Source organism: Arthrobacter sp. UYEF36 (assembly GCF_040547025.1).
GTDB lineage: Bacteria > Actinomycetota > Actinomycetes > Actinomycetales > Micrococcaceae > Arthrobacter.
Genome location: NZ_JBEPOX010000015.1, coordinates 52233 through 71972, shown reverse-complemented (window position 1 = coordinate 71972; position 19740 = coordinate 52233). Strand labels below are relative to the sequence as shown.

The following is a 19740-nucleotide window of genomic DNA, read 5'->3' as shown; positions in this document are numbered from 1 at the left end:
GTCACATCCCTGCATTCGTAGTGTCGACCGCTCGGCTGCGGATCATTTTTCGGGTCAGCCGTCCCAGGCCTATGAGGAGGAACGTGGTGACGATGGTGAGAAGAGCGAGACTGGAGATGGCGGCGACCGTCGGATCGATCTGTACCCTGATGCCGGACCACATCTGGACCGGTAGCGTCGTGAGGGCGGGGCCGGACAGGAAGATCGCGGTCACAACTTCGTCCCAGCTGGTAATGAAGGCGAACAACGCCCCGGCCAGGACACTGGGCAAGATCAGCGGAAGCGTAATCCGGAAGAACGTTGAGACAGGTCCCGCCCCAAGATTCATCGCCGCCATCTCGAGGCGCCTGTCGACGGTGACCAGGCCCGAAGCAACGTTGATCATCACGTAGGGGACGCCCAGGCAAGTGTGCACAAGTACGAAGCCGAGCGTCGTCTCTGTGAGTCCCAGGCCCAGGAAGGCGATGTAGACGGCCAGTCCGACGATCACGTACGGGACGATCAGCGGTGCCAGCAGTATCGCGGTGACGGTGTTGCGGAACGGGATCTTCCCGCGCACCAGGGCAAGGGCCGCCAAGGTACCCAGGATTACAGCTGCCGCTGCGGATAGGAGCGCGATCCTGAGGCTGGAGAGGGCGGACTCGGCCCAGATCGGATCCTGCGTCAGCCGATGGTACCACCGTAGGGACAACTCCCCGGGAGGGAACGTCAGGAACGAGCTGTTGGAAAGGGACATCGGCACGACGACCAGTACCGGCAGCAGAAGGTAAATACCGATCAGGACAGTGAGCAGGACCAGTCCTGCGCGGGTCAGAATCCTGGTCATGAGCGTCCCATCAGGTGCTTCTCGAAATCAATGAATCTGCTGGCAATGGCGAGCAGGATGATGGTTGTGGTCAACAGCAACATGGCGAGGGCAGCGGCGAAGCCGACGCGAAGAACCGTGCTGACCTGCTGGACTATGAGCTCGCCGATCATCGTGTTCTGGGGTCCGCCGAGCAGCGCCGGCGTAATGTAGTAACCCAGCCCCTGGATGAACGTGAGCAGCACGGCGGCAGCGACGCCGGGCATGCTCAGTGGGACGAAGATCCGCCGGAATGCTCCGGAGGGCCGGTCGCCGAGCCCCTCGGCGGCCTGCAGCAGGCGCCGGTCGATGGTGCGCATGGTGGCGTAGATCGGAAGGACCGCAAAAGGGAGCGCGATCTGGACCATGCCGAAGACCACGCCGTTCATGGTACGGATCATGATGATCGGGTCATTGAGGAGACCGACATCCTGGGCCATGGTGTTGAGCACTCCGGTGTCCCGGAGCAGAAGCACCAGGGCGAAGCTGCGGACCAGGATACTGGTCCAGAACGGCACCAGTACCAGCACCAGCATGACCGTGCGCCAGGCCGGCTTCGCGATCGTCATCAGATACGCATACGGGTAGGCCAGCAGCAGCGTCACGACCGTCACGACCGCGGAGATGTAGAACGTATTGGCCAGAACCTTCAAATAGATAGATTCGGCGAAGATCGCGCGGTAGTTTTCCAGGCCCAGCGTGGGATCGGTGAAGCTTTCCATGAACATGGCCACAAGCGGAAGAAGGAAGACCAGCACCAGGAAGAGGAACAGCGGCAGAACCAGCGCTCCCCACCCGTCGATCCGCGTATACCGCGCGATCCAGGATCTCAGGCGGGAGTCGGACTGCTGCCGCAGACCCCCTTTAGTGTCTGCGGCAGCGGTCACTGTGCGATCCAGCTGTTGAACTGCTCGGTGACCGAGTCGTAATTTTTCGCCCAGTAGGAGTAGTCGATCAGGCCGGCCGACTCCTTGGCAACGGCGGGGCTGCCGGCAAGGTCCTGGCGGTCCTTGGCGTGCACCAGCTCGATCGCGCTCGGCGAAACGGGTCCATAGCCGGAGGATACGGCGTCGTCGGCCTGTGCCTGCTGGTTGCCCAGGAACCACACCATCCAGTCCTGGGCCAGCTCGGCGTTCGCATAGCCCTTGGGAATAACAACCTGATCATAGGAGATGAGGTTCTGCCCGTAGTCGTTAGCCACGGGCTGGCCTTCGGATGCCGCCTTAGTGATCCGTCCGTTCCATGCCTGGACCAGCGGTGCCTCGCCGCTGGCCACCAGCTGGGTTTGCTGGTCACCGGTGTCGTACCAGACTATGTTCTTCTTGATCGTGTCAAGCTTCTTGAAGGCGCGCGGCAGGTCGAGCGGGTAGAGCTTATCCGCCGGGACCCCGTCGGCCAGCAGAGCAGCTTCGAAGATTCCGCCCGTCGCGTACTTCCAGAAGCCGCGCTTGGCCGGGTACTTTTCCGTGTCGAAGAACTCCGCCCACGTGCTCGGATGGCCGCCGGCGAACGTCTTGGTGTTGTAGGCGATGTTGAACGTGTACTGCAGATTCGGGATCGCGCATTCACCCATCTGCGCCTCCGGGACGCCGGCCGCCTTCGCTGCATCGAGGACGCGTTGCGGAAGCTTCTCCAGCAAACCTTCCTCGCAGGCCGTGTTCGCGAAGTTCGGTTCGACTTCAACCACGCCCCAGCTGACTTTTTTGGCCTTGACCTGGGCTTTGATCTTTGCGTAATCCGTGGGGGAGTCCTGCTGGATCCTGATGCCCTGCGCCTCCGCCCAGGGCGTGAAGTAACTGTTGACATGCGCGGTCTGTGCCTGCCCGCCCCACATCGTAACGGTCAGCGACTTGGCTTCACTGGCCGAGCCCCCGCCGCCGCACGCTGAAAGCGAGAGCGCTAGGGCGGCAGCCCCTGCTATCGCCACGTTCTTATTGATCGTCATGTGGTCAAGCCCCAATCTTTAACTAATCCGTCAGTTATTAATAAGACTGTGACGGACCTCATAACGATTGTCAAGGTTTTCTTCCTGCCCTCGTCACATGGTGACGAAGTTATCGATAAACGCCTTGCACGTGGCCCGCATGCGATCTGCCGTCATGTGTTCGGAGTGGATCAGCACCTGGATCGCCAGACCGTCCAGCATTCCTACATAGGCATCGGCGAACGCCACCGGGTCCTTGATATTGAGCAGCCCCTGATCCTTGCCGGCTTCTGCCGCGTCGAGAACGGCTTGCCGCCAGTCGCCGTAGTAGTGGTTGTTGATGGCCGGCAGGGACGCGTCGCCGAGGGCGGACACCCATAGCTCAAGCCAGACCCTCCACGACCTGATCGTGGCAGCGGAGCTTGGCAGATAACCGTCGGCCAGTTTACGCAGCCGTGCCACCGGGTCATCACCGGGATCGAGGTCCCGTTCCCGACGGCCAACGGACTGCTCGTACTGGAAACGGAACGCTTCCCGTACGAGTTCCTCCTTCGAATCGAAGTAATAATGCACGGTGCCGGTACTGTAGCCAGCGATTTTAGCCACGTCCGCAATTCGGAGTTCTCGGAAGCCGCGCTCGGACAGGACCTGGCACGTCGCATCGAGAATTTCGTGGCGACGTTCGGCAACAGCACTGGGGCGAGCCATGAGCCAACGCCTTTCGGGAGGAGGAAGATTGTTATCTGACTCTAGCGTCAGTTATGGGCTTTCGTGGTCTATTTCAAGGCACGACGCGTGAAACGGGGCGGATTCGGAAAAGTCTTTAGCTCAAGACCGCCGTGCCGACATGCTCCCAACGAAGGCCACGTCCTATGGGAACGACAGCGTATTCCTCCCCGTGCAGTTCACACTAGGAAACTACAAGGCCAGAGGACGCTGCGGCAGCTGTTCATCCGGCGATCGGAGAATACCGGCGCCTTCCAACTCACCGATCGACGTGACCCACGCTACTAGTGGTCTGTCTCAGTTTTGTTTGACGGCTTCGAGTGCGACACGTCCGCGGGCGCCCTTTGCAAGGATGCTGTCGGCGGTCGCGGTCCAGACGAGGGGCCTGGGGTGGTCGTCGTGGGCGGCGAGGTAGTCCTCGATCGCCGCGATCAGATCAGGTACGGAGTGGAAGGCGCCGCGCCGTAGCGCCTTGTCGGTGAGTTCGCGGAACCACCGTTCGACCAGGTTCAGCCAGGACGAGGAGGTGGGGGTGAAATGCAGGTGGAACCGGGGATGCCCGTCCAGCCAGGCTTTGACGTTGGCGTGTTTGTGGGTGGCGTAGTTGTCGAGGATGACGTGTACGGCCAGCCCGGCCGGGACGTTCTTCTCGACTGTTTTGAGGAAGCGAAGGAACTCGTTGTGCCGGTGCTTGGGCAGGCAGGAGCCGATGACCTTGCCGGTGGCAACGTCCAGGGCGGCGAACAGGGTCGTGGTGCCGTTGCGCAAGGAGCCGTGGGTCATCGTTTCCCCGCGGCCCTTCTTCATCGGCAGCGAGGGCTGGGTCCGGTCCAGTGCCTGGATGGAGGACTTCTCGTCCATGCACAACACGATCGCCTGCTCGGGCGGATTCAGGTACAGGCCGACCACGTCGATGAGTTTCTCCTCGAACCTCGGATCGGTGGAGAGCTTGAACGCCTCCACCCGGTGCGGCTTCAGCCCGCGGGCCGCCCAGATCCGCTGCACCTGCGCCGGGGACACCCCGGACCTTTTCGCCATGGTCCGCACCGACCAGTGCGTCTGCCCATCGGGCCTGGAATTCCGCGTCAGATCAACGATCTCATCGATCGTCGACTGCGGAATGACCGGCTTGCGGCCCCGCCCCTTGCGCACCTTCCCCAGCTTCGCCAGGCCCTCCTCGGCGAACCGGGCACGCCAGGCGCGCACCGTCCCCGGCGCCACCCCGGCCACCCGCGCGATCCACTCGTTGGCCAGCCCCTCGGCGGCCATCAGCAGCACCTGCGCACGCTGCACCTCACGATGGGACGCCGTCTGCGACTTCGACAGCACCTCCAACACGGCGCGCTGGTCATCGGTCAACGCCAGGGACGGAGCAGAATTCGACATAACCCCAGTTAGGGGTATTCAGCTGACCGGACCTTCGCAGGTCAGAGGTCTCTCCATGGCCGGTTCGCGCGGGGCCGGTCCATGGTCGGGGGATGACCTCCTCCGGCTGGTGGCCTGGGTGGGACTTGCTTGGGCTGAGGATCGGCAACCAGGTCGCGGTAGCGCACGGGGGCGTGAGCGATGGACAGCTCGAGCACCCGGAAGAAGAGCATGCCGCGACTGCGCGAGCGGCCCCGGTTGAAACGGAACACAAACTCGTTGAGGTAGCTCTGCAAGTGCGCCTCGTTGACCGATCCCTGATGGGTGCCCAGTAACCAGCGCTTGGCCAACGACGCGACGCGATGGACGCCGGGCAGCAGCCCACCGATGTCCTCGCCACGAAGGCGAGCGGCGCGCTGGCTGCGTGGTTCATGAATGTAGCCCAGTTTGTCGATGCCCCGGTAGCTCGTCCATCCGTCGGTGATCACCCGCGTCCCTGGTTCGACGTGTGCGGTCACGAAGGAGTGCAGTGTGGCGGCCGACCCATCGGACAGGATCTGCATCCGGCACCTTCCGAGCCCCCGCGGTTCTTTGACTTCAACTGCAATGCCTACCAGGGCCTTCCTGCCCTTGGCGCGTCCGCCCCGCAGGCCAGGCTCCTCGCCGCCGACGTAGGTCTCGTCGACCTCGACCGTGCCGGTCAACCGATCACGGCCTGTCCGCACCAGCACCGTGCGCAACCGATGCAGCATCGCCCACGCGGTCGGATACGAGCCGATCTCAAGCGAGCGTTGCAGACTCAGCGCGGACATCCCGTCCTTGCCGGACGCGAACAGCCAGCACGCCTCGAACCAGACCGTCAGCGGCGTACGCCGGCGGTCGAACAACGTCCCCGCCGTCACCGACGTACGACCGCTGCACGCGGCGCACTTGTACCGACCGTCCGCGACCAGCCAGCCGCCATGGTGACCGCAACGCGGACACACGAAGCCCTTAGGCCAGCGCAACCATTCCAGGTAGTCCAGGCAGTCCGCATCGGTCCCGAACCACGATCGGAACTCCCCAGTCGACCCCGGGTAATGAACACCGGCCCGAGGCTGCAGGACACTCATGAGTCATCAGTCTAGTCCGGTCAGCTGAATACCCCTGACCCCAGTTTAACAGGAAACTCATTGACTATTTTGGAGACATACCACTAGGATCTGCCACCCGAGGCGAGGCTGGCCATCCTCTAGGTGCTGCCTGTGCCGCGGCCATGATGGGCAGGCCGAGCACCGCGACCATGACCGCGACGATTCCGACGATCTGAAAAAATGCCAGCTGTTCGCCCAAGGCAGCGACGCCGATGCCGGCGGCAATCGCCGGCTGGGACGTGTCCACCACGGACGTCCGGGCAGCGCCCAGACGCTTCAGGCCTGCGTAGTACGAGGCTAAGCCGATCGGCACGATGATGAGGCCGTGCAGGGCAATGTAGCTCCAGCCCGCCGGGCTGGTGGGAAGCTCCAGCTGCTGTGTCACAAGTGCGGCCAACACACTTGAAGCTCCGGCGCCGACCAGGACGAGGCTCGCTGCCGTATTTGGAGGCACATCACGCACGGCCGTGTCCGCCACGACCACATAGATCGCGTAGCCGACGGCCGTGAGCCCTGCCAGCAGCATTCCCGTCGTCGAATCAAGGGCGGCCCCGTTGAACAGGGCGATCATCGCGATGCCACCCAGAGCGAGTAGCAGCAATATAAGTTCGGCACGCCGGGGCAGCTTGCGCAGTCGGAAAGCCACGAGAACTGCCACGATCGCGGGGTACACGTAAACGACCGCGACGGTGACGGACGTATCGAGGAGATGGAGGGCCGCGAAATAGGACCACATCTGCGGACCGAACAAGACGGCCCCGATGGCCACCAAACGCAGGGCCGAGCGGCGACGGACGGTCCCCTCACCGAGCGTGCGGGATAAGATCCACAGCACGGCGGCGGCAATCAGGCAGCGGAAGGCGACCAAGGAGACACCGTTGATTTGGGCGCTGTATGCAAGGCGCACAAAGGCCGGAGTGCTGCCGAATGCCAGTGCGGACAGGAGCACCAGTCCCACACCGACCACAGCTTTAGCAGGCCGCGGAACCGACCTTTCTGCGGGATCGCGTTTAGCGCCTCCGGTGTGCACTGATTCGTCACTGAGCAACACGCACTTCCGATCGCTTGACCCCGTGCGTCCTGGAGCAACAGGTATTTGACTGACGCGTTAATAACGTACATCACGACTGCCCGGTCTCGCCGGGCAAGGCTCCCAGCCACTCACCAGCGCCGTGCCCGCCACACGGAGAAAAATCAGCAGCAGCCGCCCAGCAACTAAAGCTCCCGGAATGTCCGCGCCGTCCCCGTGGCTCACTTTTCGACCGGCACCGACAAATTTGCCGCTTTGAATTCGTCCGGGCGAGAAGAGCAGATTGCTGGGTGAGGACGGTGAGGTCGTCGAACCATCCAGATATTCCGCCACGAGCCGGTCAGATTGCCTGTCCACTGCGTCTCTGAGCAGTTTATTTAACGGCCACTGATGGTCAATCAGTTCCAGTGGCGTCCTGCCCGGAGGTAGTTCATCGGCCGGGTCCTTTCCCCGGTCATGACTGGCCGAATCGGGTCTCGATTGCCTGCAGCTGGTCGGCGGTAAACGCCAGGGCCGCCTCGCGAAGGGTGCTGCCGCTTTGCGCTGCACGGGCGAACATGTCGGTGACGATGCGCCTCATCTCGGAGCGAATCTTGGCCTCTGACTGATCGGCGTCGGCGGCGATATCGCCAAACAGCGTCCACCACCACCAGGCGTTGGTTGCCGAGTTGGAGACGAAGTCCGGTACAACCTGGGTCCCCCGGGCGGCCAGGAGTGCTTCGGCCTCCGGCAGCACCGGCATGTTTGCAGCTTCCACGATCAGCGACGCCGTGATCTGGTGCTGGTTGTCCGCGGTGATGCAGTAGGAGATCGCGGCCGGAACCAGCACATCCGTCTCAACCGCAAGCCAACGGTCGTTGGGCAGCTCGGCGTCTTCAGACCGCAGGCTGGAACGATTGATCTCCCCGAACGAATTCCGCGACCTCAGCAGGGTCTCGACGTCCAGTCCTGCCGGGTTGACGATGACTCCGTTGGCATCGGCGATGCCGACGACCAGCATCCCGGTCTGGGCCAGGTAGCGGGCAGTTGCCCCACCCATTGAACCGAAGCCCTGGATAACCACCCGCGTTCCGGCGACCGGCCGGTCTAGTTCGCCAAGGGCCGTCAGCACCGACTGCGCGACACCAAGTCCGCCCACGAGCTCGCTGAGCCCGACGCCGGAGACATCGATCCGGGAGGCCTTGTCCAGGCGCTCGATGGCGTCTTTCCGGTCTTCAAGAAGCGGGTAAACCGCCTGGATCGAACTTTGCAGACCGAGCTCGGCGATGACGTCGTCAATGAGTTTCTGCTGAAGCCCGAGATCCTCGCCCATGGTCCAGTGCGACTCCAGCATGGCGCTGACTCCCTGGATATAGCGTGTCAGAACACCGCGCATTGCTGGGTCGTGAGGGTCACAATCGATGCCACCCTTGGCTCCACCGAGGGGCACATATCGGCTGCCCGGCTGGTAGTGGAGGCTTTCCTTCAAGGTCATGCCGGCGGCCAGGCCGCGGACCTCGTCGAGAGTGCAGCCTTTGCGCATCCGGAGACCGCCGCTGCAGACTCCGCGGACAAGGCGGTCAATGACGAGAAAGCCCCGGCATCCGCTCACAGGATCGGTCCACGTCACCTCAAGCAGGGGTGGCTGCGTGGTCAGCGTGGGCTTCTCCTCGACTGCGATCGTCATAGCTCGACTCCTGGGTTCTCTGCAACTCTTACTGAATGATGAGTCAGTCTGTATTGAGATCCAGGAGCTTGTCAAGAGCGGTTCGCCGCAGAGTATGGCAGGAGATCACCTTCCCTGACGCTTAGCTCCCAGGCCACGTGACGGGCAAGCCAGGCGCGCAACACCTCACGCTTAAACTCCTTCTTGTGAACCACCATTCGGACCGCAAGGCCATCGAGGAGCGAAGTGATCCTGGTGGCGGCATCACGGGCATCATCGACCCGGAAGACGCCGTCGGCCACACCTTCCTCAATGACCCTGGCGATGACGTCGGTCCACTGATCCTGGAGATCAGAGAGAACTTTCGAAAGCGTCGCGTCCCGCATGGCGGCCGACCAGCCATCCACCCAGATCTGCCAGCCCCTGGCCTGGCCCGTAGGGGCATACCATTCCAGAGCCGCCATCAACCGGGACGTGGGCGACGTGTCTTCCCGCATGATCCGATGAAGTTTCAGCAGATCCCGCTCTGCGGCGTGCCTCAGGGCTTCGATCAGGAGATTTTCCTTGGTTTCAAAGTGGTAGATGATCAGCGCCGGACTGACATCCATTGCACTGGCCACATCCGTAATCCGTACCGCCGTCATGCCTTTTTCGCGGATTTGCGTCAGCGTTTCCCCGAGGACTTCCACCCGGCGCGCTTGGGCGCTCAATCTCTTCATGTGACGCACTCTAGCGTCACGCCCATCCAATATTCGGAAGGAGAAACATTTGGGCAATGGTTGACATGCCGTGTGAGGCACGGCACAGTCTAGCTATTCCCTGTATGGCGATTCAGTACGGGGTTCCCCTGTCGGCAACAGAACGGAAGCGAAACCATGGCTAGATCCCGGCTTGTAGCCACTGCAGCAGCGGCTGCAGCGGCGAGTCTGACCTTGTCTGCTTGCGGCGGTGCCAGCACCGCTAAGGCCAACGAGTTCGGCAGCTGCGAGGTTTATGGCGAGAAAGGCTCGATTTCAATCAACCCGGCCACGCCGGACACGCTCACGGTTGAGACAAACCTGCCATCTCCCGGCTGGTGGAAGGGCACCTCGCCCGAAGCCGTCGACGGCGGCTATGAATACTGCCTCGCCGCCAACATCGCCCACCGGGCAGGTCTGTCCAAGCTCAAAGTGATGAATGCCTCGTTTGATGCGCTGGTCGCGGGCCAGACCAAGGACTACGACATCGCCATGGCCCAGGTTTCCATCACGCCTGAGCGGGAAAAAGTGGTCCAGTTCTCCAAGCCCTACTTCGACTCCAACGTTGCCGTTTTGGTCCGAAAGGGCTCCGACGTGAACGCGTCCAACATCGCGTCAAAGAAGTTGGGTGTCGCACTAGGCACGACCTCCGTTGACTTTGTCAAGGATAAGGCCCAGCCATCCACTCCTGCCCGGGTCTTTCAGGAGACCGACACCATGGTGACTGCCGTGGCCTCGGGGCAGATCGACGCCGCCATTCAGGACACGGCGATCATGCTCGGTTTCGCCAAGGGATCATCCGGTGCCCTTGAAGTAGTCGGACAGTACAAGACCGGCGAGCAGTACGGTGCCATCTACCCCAAGGGGTCCCCCAATGCCGCAGCAATGGACGCCGCAATCGCTGCAATGAATGCTGACGGCTCGCTCGAGAAGCTGTCGGCCAACTGGCTAGGCCCGACCCTTGGAGGCGACCCTGCAAAGGTTCCGGTGTTCGCGGCCCATGAGTGAGCTGATGACTACACGGGACACCGTCCGGGAAGACGCCCAGCCAACGTTCTCTGCTCCGCCAACCGTCCTGCCCCTGGCAGCCACGGCAATCCTCGTCGTATTCGTTGCGGCGGCGTGCTCCTACTTTTCACTCAGGGGCGTGCAGGCACTCTACGGTTCCTACGGAGCGCCCACCACGGTTCTCGTCATCGCGGGCAACGTAGCGGCGTGGCTGCCGGTCCTTCCAACGGTCCGGGCCTGCCTGGCTGTGCAGCGCCGGAACTCGCTGGTCCGCCAGGGCCGCATTGTCGAGGCCCGACACACAGCGGCGCTCGGCCGCGAAGCTGCCTTGACCAGCATGGGCTATTCTGCGGCCGTGTTCGTGCTGGCAGGTCTGGTGGGCTTTGTCGTCACAAACGACGGCGCCATTGCGCGCACCTTCCTTCGCGGTTCCTTCATCATTCAGGCCTGGAACGACGTCGTGAAGGCCTTCGCCGTAAATGTCCAGGTGGCCATCGGCGCCGAAGTGCTGGTCCTGGTCCTGGGCCTCGTCATCGCCATCATGCGGATGCTTCCGGGAAGGGCTGGCCGGCCGCTGCGTGTGATCGCCATTCTCTACACGGACACGTTTCGGGCAATCCCCGGAATCATCGTCCTCTACTTGGTCGGATTCGGTTTGTCGCTGGCGAAGGTGCCCGTGTTCAAAGACCTGCCGCCCATCTGGCTAGCCATCTTCGCCTTGACCCTCACCTACGGGGCCTACGTCGCTGAGGTGTATCGCGCCGGGCTCGAGTCCATCCACCCCAGCCAATGGGCTGCCGCCCGGTCACTGGGACTGTCCTACACCATGACACTCCGCAAGGTCATCGTCCCGCAGGCCGTGCGCCGCGTCATTCCGCCCTTGCTGAACGATTTCATTGGACTGCAGAAGGACACGGCCCTCATCGGCGTCATGGGCGTCATCGATGCCTTCACACAATCCCGGTTGGTGGCATCGTCGGTCTTCAACCTGTCACCGGTCGCCGTGGTCGCCATCATCTTCGTACTGGTCACTATCCCGCAGTCCCGTTTTGTGGACCGGATGGTCGAAAAGGATCAGGCTCGGCTTCGAGCAGGATCAAATTAGGAACCGCCATGACATTTCTACAGATCCGTGACCTCCATAAGTCCTACGGCCAGACGCCGATCCTCCAGGGGGTATCACTTGAGGTCGCCAAGCACGAGGTGGTCTGCCTCATCGGGGCTTCCGGCTCGGGAAAATCCACCCTGTTGCGCTGCATCAACGCCCTTGAGACCATCAGCTCCGGCGAGATCCTGGTGGGCGGTGACCAAGTGACGGGCCTCGGCGTCGATCTCAACACCTTGCGACGGAACGTAGGAATCGTCTTCCAGTCCTACAACCTCTTTCCGCACATGTCAGTACTGAACAACATCACGCTCGCCCCCACCATGATTGGCGGTATCCCCAAAGCGGCCGCCGAGGAACGCGCGATGGAGTTGCTGGAGAAGATCGGCCTCCGGGACAAGGCGGGGTTCTATCCCGATGCCTTGTCCGGCGGGCAGCAGCAACGCGTGGCCATTGTCAGGGCACTGGCCATGGACCCCCAAGTGCTGCTCCTCGACGAAATCACGGCAGCACTTGATCCAGAGCTAGTAGGCGACGTCCTCGAAATCATCCGGGAGCTCGCAACCAATGGATTGACCATGTTGCTGGCCACCCACGAGATGGGCTTCGCACGCGAGATCGCTTCACAGGTCTGCTTCCTTCACAAGGGAAAAATCCTGGAACGCGGAACCGCCGAAGAGATCTTCGAGAACCCCCAGGAAGCACGTACCCAGCAATTCCTTAGCCGCGTACTCACGGCCGGCAGGCTCTGAGCCGCTGAATTCACCGATGCCGTGCGCAGGCGGCTCGGGGTGTTGGACGGTGAGGGCTTCATCGATAGTCGCCCGGATCGTCGGCGACCGGAGCCGAGGGCGAGCCTGGCAACGGCCGCGACCGCAGCCGGTTCGATCAGGATGCGCCGCCGGAGCAGTCGGAGTGATCATCCCAGAGGGTGCTGCAGGGCTCAGGAGAGGTTCTCCTTCGCCGCGCAGCAGCACGGTCAGGTCGTCCCGTAGTGAGCAGCGGGCGCAGGTGCCCTGGCGATAGCTCTCTGTACCGCATCGGGTGCCGTGGTAGTCCTGCGTTATGCCCGCGCATCCCACACAAACAGGTTCGGGCCGTGGGCCGTGAATCGTCCGGGGAGCATGCGGGGCGTGGCGGCCGCCCTTGATGGAGCGTGGAGCTGCCTTGAACTGGAGTCGTCAAAGCTCTGAGCGGGCGAAGACTCATTCCACAAAAAGTCGTATCGAGATGTCCGGTTCCGCCCTGGCGTAGAGCCACCCGCAATGGATGAAGTCGAGACCTCTCGCATCTGGTGATCGTAGACCCCGCGCCCAAGGCTCAACGGGCAAGGCCGTTTTTGCCCCTCTCGGAACCAACTGCTGAGCCTGGTCGCGAAGTCCTGGTCTTGGCGGCCCCCTTGCCCATGGTCACCGCTGCGCTGGGGTGTGTGCCTTCGCTGCGCGCGGCGGCGAGGCGTCCGCGTATCTGGGTTTCATTCGCGCCAGTGTTGGCTAGGGACTCAGCGAATTTCTCGTGGTGTTCGGCCGAGCCGTAGTCGGCGGCCGAAGTGCTCTCCGCTTTGAGGCCCTGGTCTTTGAGCCGGCTGCTGTCGTTGCCGGTGACGCGGTTCTCGATCTCGCGGCCGAGTCCTTCCATGCGGGCAAAGAGTTCATTCTCGGCTCGTTCGTACCGCTGTTCCACTGACGTCCGCTCGGAGCCTGTGAACCCGCCCTCTGCCAGGAGCTTGGCCTCGTACATCTCCTTGGCCGCCTTCACGAACGCGGGATCCTCGAAGTGCGAGTCGCCGGCACCGTTGACGTTTGCGGTGGTCTCTTGCCGCAGCTGGTCAAGGTCGGGACCGTTGATCCCGTCCTTGCCGATAAGGAAGAGACGTTCCTGCACGGTAGCGTCCGCTGCTTCCAGCGCCTTGGGGGTCTTTGCTGTGTGAGCGGTCTGTAGTGCCTGGGCCAGCTCCGGGTTGGCCAGGTACTCTGCAGGCACCTGGTGGCGTTCCATTTCCGGTGCCAGTGTGGCGGCCTGTGTGCGGAGTTCTTCTGCGCGGGCCGCTGCGAGCAGTCCCACGGCCTTCTCGTGTTCGGCAGCAGCTTTGCGTGTCTCGTCCTGGCTGCGGGCCAGTGCGTCCTGCCGGGCCTTTTCCGTGGTGATGGTCTGGATCCCTGACTCCAGGTAGGCGGTGTCCGTGCCGACGTCGTGGGTGTCGATGCCGTAGCGGGTGAGGACTTCCTGCCGGATCTTTTCGGAGGCGGCCAGGACAGTGGGGTCGTGAGCCTTCCAGCCTTCCGCGACGGCGTGCGCCGTCACAATGTCGCTCGGCTGTGCCTTGTCCCACCACTGGTCCTTCTCCACCGGTGCCAGCGCCGCGTGGGCGGCACTGCGGTCAGCGGCGAGTCGTGCCTGGGCTTCGTGTGCTGTCTGGGCGTCCTGGTGTTCCTGCTGCCTCTGGGATTCCTGCCGCCGCCGGGCCAGAGTCTCGGCAATTCGTGAGGCGATCATCAGCGACTGCCGCAGGCCGCCGTCCAGGACATCATCCATTCCGTCTGATTCACTCATCGTGTTCCCCTTGCAGTTGGTGGTGGTCTTTATCGGTCCAGCACGGGACCGGATTCACGGCCCGTGTGCTGGTGGGTTTTGGCCGGCGTTGGGGTACTTGGCACGGCTGAACCAGGGCGGATCGGCGCCATGCCGCGAAGACCAAGCTCCACGGACTTAGGTACCTGTACGTGTTCCGATGCCGCCGGCTCTGGTGCACCGACGGTGACCGGCCGGGGCATGGTCGCAGCGAACGGTTTCAGCTGCTCAGTGACGACGGCACGCAGCCGCTGAGCTTCTCTGGTTCGTCCGGACTGTTGGTGCATCTCGTGGATGGCGAAGGCGGTGTTGACCAGCTGCAGCATGAGCGCTGTTTGCGCGGCCGTCTTGTTTTTGCTGGATGCGGCCATGAACAGCATGGCGGTGCCGGCAATGGACGGCAGGGCGACGGGCTTGCTGTGCTGGCGTGGTGCCCGGAGTTGGGCGGTGCGGGACAGTTCGGCGGCGGTGGCAGCCAGCGGACCCGGGGTCGGTTCGAGCCGGTGGGACCATGCCGCGAACGCGCCGGATACTTCCCTTGCTGCTTTCGCCCAGGTGGCGTGATCGTCACGGGGCAGTGTGCGCAGCTGCTCAACCAGTGCACTCGCGTTCCGCGTGTACTCGACCCACATTTCCGCCGGGGGTGTTCCGTTTTCGGGGCCGGTCCTGGACACGGTACGCCTGTTGCGGGCAGCTGCGTTCCATTCCGCTGCAGCCTCAGTTGCCAGATGCGGTGAGTCCATCCACTCTTCACGCAAAGCACCGAGCTTCAGGTCGGACGCGAGGGTGCCGCCGCCGAACCAGATAGGCCTCTCGCCCTGCTTCGGGCGTTCTGCCACGGAGTACCCGACGATGACGTCGGTGGTGTTTTTCGCGTAGCGCGGCCGGACCAGCATGCCGGTGTCGCGGGCGCGTCGGACGAACTCACCTTCGGTCGCCGAAGAGCTGGCGCTGGCGCGGACTTTCCGGGCCAAGGAGGAGCGGTGCATTTCCCGCTCGTCCCTGACCGCAGTGGCCTTCTCCGCCTGGTCGTAGCCACGGGTGACGTGCACGGTAGAAAGCTGTTCCAACCCGTACTTCACCTCCAGCTCACGGCACGATTCCTGAGCCTTCTTGTAGTCGCCGTGGGTGGATGCTTTAGTGCCGTCTTCACGGACAAGTGAGACGGCCAGGTGGATGTGGTGGTTGCCGTTCTCGCTCGTGCCGTGGTTGACCGCAGCCCACCGGCACTGTGCCTTTCCGCTGGCTTCGGTGAAGCCCATGGAGTCCACGAAGTCGTTGGCGATATCGCCCCACTGCTGATCCGTCAGGGCGCCCTCTTCGGCGCGCAGGCTCAGCGAACAGTGCCACACGCTGGCGTCCTTGTAGCCGACGTGGACGCGCTCTTTCTTGGCCGCATCCCACTGCATGTCCTTGATCTGAACCGATACGTCATAAGCCTTGCGCGGACGGTCCAGATGCTTGGCGATTGCCAGGGCATCGTCAGGGTCCAGGACACCGTCGTCGTACCACGCCATGATCGCAGCGTCACCGGCTACCAGATGCGGATCGCTGTGGGCGTTCTTCGTCATATTGGCGTCCGTGGAGGCCAGGTAAACCATGAGCCCGCCCATGCGCGAACCGCGGGTAATGTTCGGAATCATCCCTACATCAGCCCGTCTATGACGTCGTCGATGCGCATGGCAACGGTGCGGATATGTTTCAGGGCTTCGTGCGCCTCGGCGGGGAACTCGCTCGTGGCGTTGGCCTGCCGTGCCAGCTGGTTGATGTTGTTCGAGGAACGGGCCAGCAGATTGTGCAGAGACATCAACTCGGCGATAGCGGCACGCCGTTCGGTAGTCGTCTCCTGGGTCTCAGACAATGCCGAAGTAATCAGCAGATTCGGGACAGTGACCTTCTCCCGCTCGGCCCTCGCGACCAGCGCGGCTTCCTCTTCAACAGTGACCCACAAGTCACGGCGCTTCTTGGTGCCGGCAGGAGTGTTCTCCCGGCGTCGGCGCGACAAATTGAAACGGTGAGTCAATCCCTCATCCGACATTCAATCCATCCCTTCAAGGCCCAGCGCAGCGACCCCGGAACCGGGGACCATACTGACCAGTGTGCCGCACTCGACCGCCAGTGTCGAGCGCGACAAGCCACTTACACCCGTGTAAGTATATAGCTTGCTCCGGACGGTCGACTTTGAGGGTTTTTTCGACTTTCGCGCTTGGTCACCGGAAACCAGCATTCGGGTGTCGGTGATGGCCGGTAGGGTTTGGGTATGGATATCAACGACATCGCCGCAAAAGCCGCCGCCAAAATCGACGCCGCCCGGGACGCCAAAGTCAGCGCCGTCAAGCAGGTTGCTGCCAGCGGAGTCGCGGTCCAGGATGCCGCCCAGCTGCTCGCCGCGGCGGAACAAAAGTACGCCAAGGACTACCAGGCAGCGCTGCGCGCAGACTGGACCGAATCCGACCTGCGCGGCTTCGGCCTGGACGCCCCGGCCAAGAAGGCCGGCGGGCGACCCCGAGGCCGGAAAGCCACGCAAGATTCTGCTCCGGTGGCTGGCGGCTCGGAGTAGTAACCCCTCGCCCACCTGGGCGCGGCAAAAGCTAACTCCTTCGGGCTTTTCCCGCACACACGTGGACGACGGGACCCAGATGAACGCCTGCACACAACCACCACGTCACCATCCCCAGCGCACGTCACCCTAGGTAAGCGGTGCCTGTGCACAGTCTCCTTAGGTTGCGGGCCGGGTTGGAGAGATTTGAAGAGCGGACGTCCGCGTTCCCGTCCGGGTGTGTGCGGTTAAGCAGGAAGGGACCGGCCTGCTGGCCGGTCCCTTTCCGCTCCTCGGACAAAGGAAATCTGTGATCCAGCTTAGCTGAATGTTGCGCCGAGCCTGAACGGCTGGCTGGTCATCGAATTGGGCGCGTGGTGCCACGTTGCGGGTCGCGTGGTCTGCGGGCTGGAGCCGCGGCACCGGGGGGGGTTCCTGGTGGTCGCGTCGAACGGCGGTCCGCCGCCGATGAGCAGCTTCTAAGGTTCTCACTGGGCGGCGGACCGCCCGACCTCTGGAAGGTTTCTGACCATGATGTGGTGAGCGGCCGGACGGCTGCATTGGGGGATTCAGCCGCCCGGCACACCTTCAGATTAGTCGGTTCCGGCGGTGCCGTCTTCTAGGATGATCTGCTCGACCGGGCTTGCCGTGTATCCCCAGGCAATGAGCCGGGTCAGGTAGTCGATGTGGCGGATGCTCGGGGACCGCCATGAGTCCTTGGCGATGGTCTTCTCATACCCTGCGCAGACCAGCGCGATCAGGGACACCTCGGGCCGGGCCGTGGACTTGGCCACGTGGTCCCGCAACGGGTTCCACCCCCACCTGTCCGGGCTCTCCCCCGCCGTGGCTCCTGCCATCTCGGCGGCGACGGTTCCCTCGTAGCCGCTGGCAGTTTCGGGGTGATGGGTGATGGCGTGGACGGTGAAGTGCTGCCACCCCTTCGGCGGCTGCTTCTTCGCCAGCAGCGACTTCACGAAGTCGCGGCGGACCACAGTAGCCGATTGCATCAGCTTGTTATTTTCAATCAGGGTTTTCCGCTCGGCTTTCTGCTCCTCGGTCATCGGACCCTTGTTCGCCGCTGACGCGCCGTAGGCGTTGTACCGGAGCGTGAAGCCCAGCTCTTTCCATCCGGCCACGACCGGGACGGTGGAGTGATGGCCGTTGTAGGAGCAGACGATGTGCACGGCGTTGGCGTCCTCTTCGGTGGCCGGTTCCCCGTCTGCCCGGTTCAGCGAGGACACCCTGACGTTCTCGCTGTCCCCGTCGTATCCGGCCCGTTCGACCACGGTAATCCCAGCGGCTTCCAGCTCGGCGGTCAGCGCCGCGAGGGCGGCCGCGCGGTCGCGGCGGTCCCGCAACTGCTGGGTGACGTGGGCGAGCATGTCCGGCTCGTCCGCGATGACCGACTCCAGTTCCTCCACCGCGTCCTCATCAGAGCCAAACTCGGCCAAGATCAGGGCGGCTTCAATCGTGTACCCCTTGCCCAGGGCGGCGGACCCGGTATCGGTCGATTTGGCTTTCAGGGCACTCTCCACGGTCGTCTTCGTCCGTCCGGTCTTCTTCGCGATCGTGGCGGCTGAGACGCCGATCAGGGACAGCTGGTGGTAGGCCTCGGCCTCGTCCGCTTCGGTCAGCTCGGCGCGCTGGATGTTCTCCACGACCTGGGTCACGATCCGCTCGGCTTCTTCGGGGCTCTCGATAATCATCACTGGGATGCTGGTGCGCCCGGCTTCGACGGCGGCACGGGTGCGGCGCTGACCCATCAGGACATGCACCCCGCCGTCGTCCTTACGGTGGGCGATGACAGGTTCCATCACGCCGTGCTCTTTGATGCTGGCAATGAAATCGGGTGTCAGGGCGGCGTCTTTGCGGACGTTGATGTCCACGGTCAGGGTGGCCGGGTCGAGCATTTCGAGGGTCGGTGTGGCGTTCATGGTGTTGGTCCTCTTGTCCGAGAAGTTTTAGGTGAGTGGGGCGGCTTAGGTGACCGGCCAGCGTCCCCTGCTCCCCCGTTGTTTTTTTGTTGCTGGCAAGCTCGCTTGCTCGGCGGCCGACGGAGGCCTGTCCACCTTGGCAAGGGGGAGGAAATTCCTGGAGGGAATCAGCGACGAAGGAGCGCCGGAGGGACATTTCCTGCACCGCGGGCCCCGACGAAGGAGGGGCTGGACGGGCTGGAGCGGACGCCTAGAATCCGCAGGAATCTCAATGATGTTGTCAACGGGCGTTGGCGCCTACCTTTTCGGGTGTCCCGGCCGGTTCGCGGCCGGGACACCTCAGGACCTGTTAGCTGGTCCAGCCGGGGTAAGGCTTCCGGTCCTGCTCCGGCAGGCCTGCGGCTGTGGCGGGGAGGTGGTCCGGTCCGTTGGACTGGCCGGAGGCCCAGTGGAAGAACACCTCGGCGGTGATCGCCTCGAAGCAGGCGTCCTGGGCCCGGAACCAGTGCGTGGCAGTGTCGCCCTCGACGTAGGTGCCGTAGCCGAACAGTTCCCCGTCCTTATCCCGGGGGCGGGCGACGGCGAGGATGATGTAGGGCCAGGATCCGGCGTCCCATCCGTCGCTGCCCCAGTTCGGCAGCACGGACCAGGCGGTGCCTTCGAGGGTGTCCATCCAGTCGTACCCGTCGCCGGTCCGGTCGTCGGCGGGAAGGAGAGGGGCGGTGACTGGTTCGGCGGTGTCGGCCGTTGTCGTGCGGGTCTGGGTTTGTGTGTTCATGAGGTGATGCTCCGTTTCGCTGGGGCGGGGCGGGTGCCTGACGTACCGGCTTCCCTCTCCCCCACCATGTTTTTTGCCTGCTGGCGGAGCATCGCGTAGCTGTGCCCGACGGAACCGGGGCAACCCGAAGGGCAAGCAGCGGAGGGGATGTGGGAGGAAATAAGCGCAGCGCCGACCCAAGGCATCCGCTGCGCCGCCGTCCGCAGGACGGTTGAGCCGGTGGAGCGGGCACGTACTATCCAACGGACAGCAGCAAAAAAAGAAAAGAAAAATGCTTGAGCAGTCCGAGCGCAGCGAGGCCCCGATTCCCCGCTTGGTACACGTCCGAATTAAACGATGATCGGCTTTACATTTGGATTCGCAGGGGGCCGGGAGAGCCGGTTCCCCGCTTACTATTTCAG

At 63.2% G+C, this 19740-nt stretch carries 18 protein-coding genes; 4 read left to right on the top strand and 14 right to left on the bottom strand.

Annotated features, from left to right (window positions below; translation table 11 throughout):
* Position 1: 1 nt before the first annotated feature.
* From ABIB29_RS18655 to ABIB29_RS18615, 9 genes are all read right to left on the bottom strand, one after another.
* A complete protein-coding gene (locus ABIB29_RS18655) occupies positions 2–826 on the bottom strand; it encodes an ABC transporter permease (RefSeq protein WP_354174364.1) in 825 nt (274 codons plus the stop codon).
* A complete protein-coding gene (locus ABIB29_RS18650) occupies positions 823–1731 on the bottom strand; it encodes an ABC transporter permease (RefSeq protein WP_354174362.1) in 909 nt (302 codons plus the stop codon). Before ABIB29_RS18650 ends, ABIB29_RS18655 begins: the two co-directional genes overlap by 4 nt.
* Complete coding sequence (locus tag ABIB29_RS18645) at positions 1728–2789, bottom strand: ABC transporter substrate-binding protein (RefSeq protein ID WP_354174360.1); 1062 nt, start codon at positions 2787–2789, stop codon at positions 1728–1730. Before ABIB29_RS18645 ends, ABIB29_RS18650 begins: the two co-directional genes overlap by 4 nt.
* A 93-nt stretch (positions 2790–2882) precedes the next feature.
* Positions 2883–3476 carry a TetR/AcrR family transcriptional regulator gene (locus tag ABIB29_RS18640; RefSeq protein WP_354174358.1) on the bottom strand — a complete coding sequence of 198 codons (594 nt, stop codon included), beginning with the start codon at positions 3474–3476 and terminating at the stop codon, positions 2883–2885.
* A 315-nt stretch (positions 3477–3791) separates the two neighbouring features.
* Positions 3792–4880 (bottom strand): IS630 family transposase, encoded by a 1089-nt coding sequence (locus ABIB29_RS18635; RefSeq protein ID WP_354174356.1) that lies wholly within the window; start codon positions 4878–4880, stop codon positions 3792–3794.
* Positions 4881–4921: 41 nt separating this feature from the next.
* Entirely contained in the window at positions 4922–5971 is a 1050-nt protein-coding gene (locus ABIB29_RS18630; protein ID WP_502915653.1) for an IS1595 family transposase, read from the bottom strand.
* A gap of 64 nt (positions 5972–6035) precedes the next feature.
* Complete coding sequence (locus tag ABIB29_RS18625) at positions 6036–6950, bottom strand: DMT family transporter (protein ID WP_354174355.1); 915 nt, start codon at positions 6948–6950, stop codon at positions 6036–6038.
* A 526-nt stretch (positions 6951–7476) separates the two neighbouring features.
* Complete coding sequence (locus ABIB29_RS18620; RefSeq protein WP_354174353.1) at positions 7477–8688, bottom strand: Glu/Leu/Phe/Val dehydrogenase dimerization domain-containing protein; 1212 nt, start codon at positions 8686–8688, stop codon at positions 7477–7479.
* Positions 8689–8759: 71 nt separating this feature from the next.
* The gene (locus ABIB29_RS18615; protein WP_354174352.1) at positions 8760–9386 is read right to left on the bottom strand and encodes a TetR/AcrR family transcriptional regulator; all 627 of its coding nucleotides are present in this window, start codon (positions 9384–9386) and stop codon (positions 8760–8762) included.
* Positions 9387–9542: 156 nt separating this feature from the next.
* On the opposite strand from ABIB29_RS18615, the gene ABIB29_RS18610 reads away from it, so the two are divergent.
* Genes ABIB29_RS18610 through ABIB29_RS18600 form a run of 3 tightly spaced genes read left to right on the top strand, consistent with a single transcriptional unit; the run spans position 9543 to position 12269 of the window.
* Positions 9543–10412, top strand: coding sequence for an ABC transporter substrate-binding protein (locus ABIB29_RS18610; protein WP_354174350.1), 870 nt, complete (start codon positions 9543–9545; stop codon positions 10410–10412).
* A 4-nt stretch (positions 10413–10416) separates the two neighbouring features.
* Entirely contained in the window at positions 10417–11517 is a 1101-nt protein-coding gene (locus ABIB29_RS18605) for an amino acid ABC transporter permease (protein ID WP_354174349.1), read from the top strand.
* Between the two features lie 8 nt (positions 11518–11525).
* Positions 11526–12269, top strand: a complete 744-nt coding sequence (locus ABIB29_RS18600) for an amino acid ABC transporter ATP-binding protein (protein WP_354174347.1) — start codon at positions 11526–11528, stop codon at positions 12267–12269.
* Between the two features lie 568 nt (positions 12270–12837).
* On the opposite strand, the gene ABIB29_RS18595 is transcribed toward ABIB29_RS18600, so the two are convergent.
* The 3 genes from ABIB29_RS18595 to mobC are packed head-to-tail and all read right to left on the bottom strand — an operon-like array spanning position 12838 to position 16093.
* Positions 12838–14070, bottom strand: coding sequence for a hypothetical protein (locus ABIB29_RS18595; RefSeq protein WP_354174345.1), 1233 nt, complete (start codon positions 14068–14070; stop codon positions 12838–12840).
* A 29-nt stretch (positions 14071–14099) separates the two neighbouring features.
* Positions 14100–15731: a relaxase/mobilization nuclease domain-containing protein gene (locus tag ABIB29_RS18590; protein ID WP_354174343.1), complete on the bottom strand. Its 1632-nt coding sequence runs from the start codon at positions 15729–15731 to the stop codon at positions 14100–14102.
* 2 nt (positions 15732–15733) lie between these two features.
* Positions 15734–16093: a plasmid mobilization relaxosome protein MobC gene (gene mobC, locus ABIB29_RS18585; protein ID WP_354174341.1), complete on the bottom strand. Its 360-nt coding sequence runs from the start codon at positions 16091–16093 to the stop codon at positions 15734–15736.
* Between the two features lie 255 nt (positions 16094–16348).
* On the opposite strand from mobC, the gene ABIB29_RS18580 reads away from it, so the two are divergent.
* Positions 16349–16648: a hypothetical protein gene (locus ABIB29_RS18580; protein WP_354174339.1), complete on the top strand. Its 300-nt coding sequence runs from the start codon at positions 16349–16351 to the stop codon at positions 16646–16648.
* Between the two features lie 572 nt (positions 16649–17220).
* Here the strand turns inward: ABIB29_RS18580 and ABIB29_RS18575 are convergent.
* Positions 17221–18561, bottom strand: coding sequence for a ParB/RepB/Spo0J family partition protein (locus ABIB29_RS18575; RefSeq protein WP_354174337.1), 1341 nt, complete (start codon positions 18559–18561; stop codon positions 17221–17223).
* A gap of 349 nt (positions 18562–18910) precedes the next feature.
* A complete protein-coding gene (locus ABIB29_RS18570; protein WP_354174335.1) occupies positions 18911–19339 on the bottom strand; it encodes a hypothetical protein in 429 nt (142 codons plus the stop codon).
* Positions 19340–19740: the final 401 nt, after the last annotated feature.

What these genes read in the sequence shown, in the direction of transcription:
- ABIB29_RS18655 (WP_354174364.1), bottom strand. Translation starts at nt 826, where the DNA reads ATGACCAGGATTCTGACCCGCGCAGGACTGGTCCTGCTCACTGTCCTG.
- ABIB29_RS18645 (WP_354174360.1), bottom strand. Translation starts at nt 2,789, where the DNA reads ATGACGATCAATAAGAACGTGGCGATAGCAGGGGCTGCCGCCCTAGCG.
- ABIB29_RS18640 (WP_354174358.1), bottom strand. Translation starts at nt 3,476, where the DNA reads ATGGCTCGCCCCAGTGCTGTTGCCGAACGTCGCCACGAAATTCTCGAT.
- ABIB29_RS18635 (WP_354174356.1), bottom strand. Translation starts at nt 4,880, where the DNA reads ATGTCGAATTCTGCTCCGTCCCTGGCGTTGACCGATGACCAGCGCGCC.
- ABIB29_RS18630 (WP_502915653.1), bottom strand. Translation starts at nt 5,971, where the DNA reads ATGAGTGTCCTGCAGCCTCGGGCCGGTGTTCATTACCCGGGGTCGACT.
- ABIB29_RS18620 (WP_354174353.1), bottom strand. Translation starts at nt 8,688, where the DNA reads ATGACGATCGCAGTCGAGGAGAAGCCCACGCTGACCACGCAGCCACCC.
- ABIB29_RS18615 (WP_354174352.1), bottom strand. Translation starts at nt 9,386, where the DNA reads ATGAAGAGATTGAGCGCCCAAGCGCGCCGGGTGGAAGTCCTCGGGGAA.
- ABIB29_RS18610 (WP_354174350.1), top strand. Translation starts at nt 9,543, where the DNA reads ATGGCTAGATCCCGGCTTGTAGCCACTGCAGCAGCGGCTGCAGCGGCG.
- ABIB29_RS18605 (WP_354174349.1), top strand. Translation starts at nt 10,417, where the DNA reads ATGACTACACGGGACACCGTCCGGGAAGACGCCCAGCCAACGTTCTCT.
- ABIB29_RS18600 (WP_354174347.1), top strand. Translation starts at nt 11,526, where the DNA reads ATGACATTTCTACAGATCCGTGACCTCCATAAGTCCTACGGCCAGACG.
- ABIB29_RS18595 (WP_354174345.1), bottom strand. Translation starts at nt 14,070, where the DNA reads ATGAGTGAATCAGACGGAATGGATGATGTCCTGGACGGCGGCCTGCGG.
- ABIB29_RS18590 (WP_354174343.1), bottom strand. Translation starts at nt 15,731, where the DNA reads ATGATTCCGAACATTACCCGCGGTTCGCGCATGGGCGGGCTCATGGTT.
- ABIB29_RS18580 (WP_354174339.1), top strand. Translation starts at nt 16,349, where the DNA reads ATGGATATCAACGACATCGCCGCAAAAGCCGCCGCCAAAATCGACGCC.
- ABIB29_RS18575 (WP_354174337.1), bottom strand. Translation starts at nt 18,561, where the DNA reads ATGAACGCCACACCGACCCTCGAAATGCTCGACCCGGCCACCCTGACC.
- ABIB29_RS18570 (WP_354174335.1), bottom strand. Translation starts at nt 19,339, where the DNA reads ATGAACACACAAACCCAGACCCGCACGACAACGGCCGACACCGCCGAA.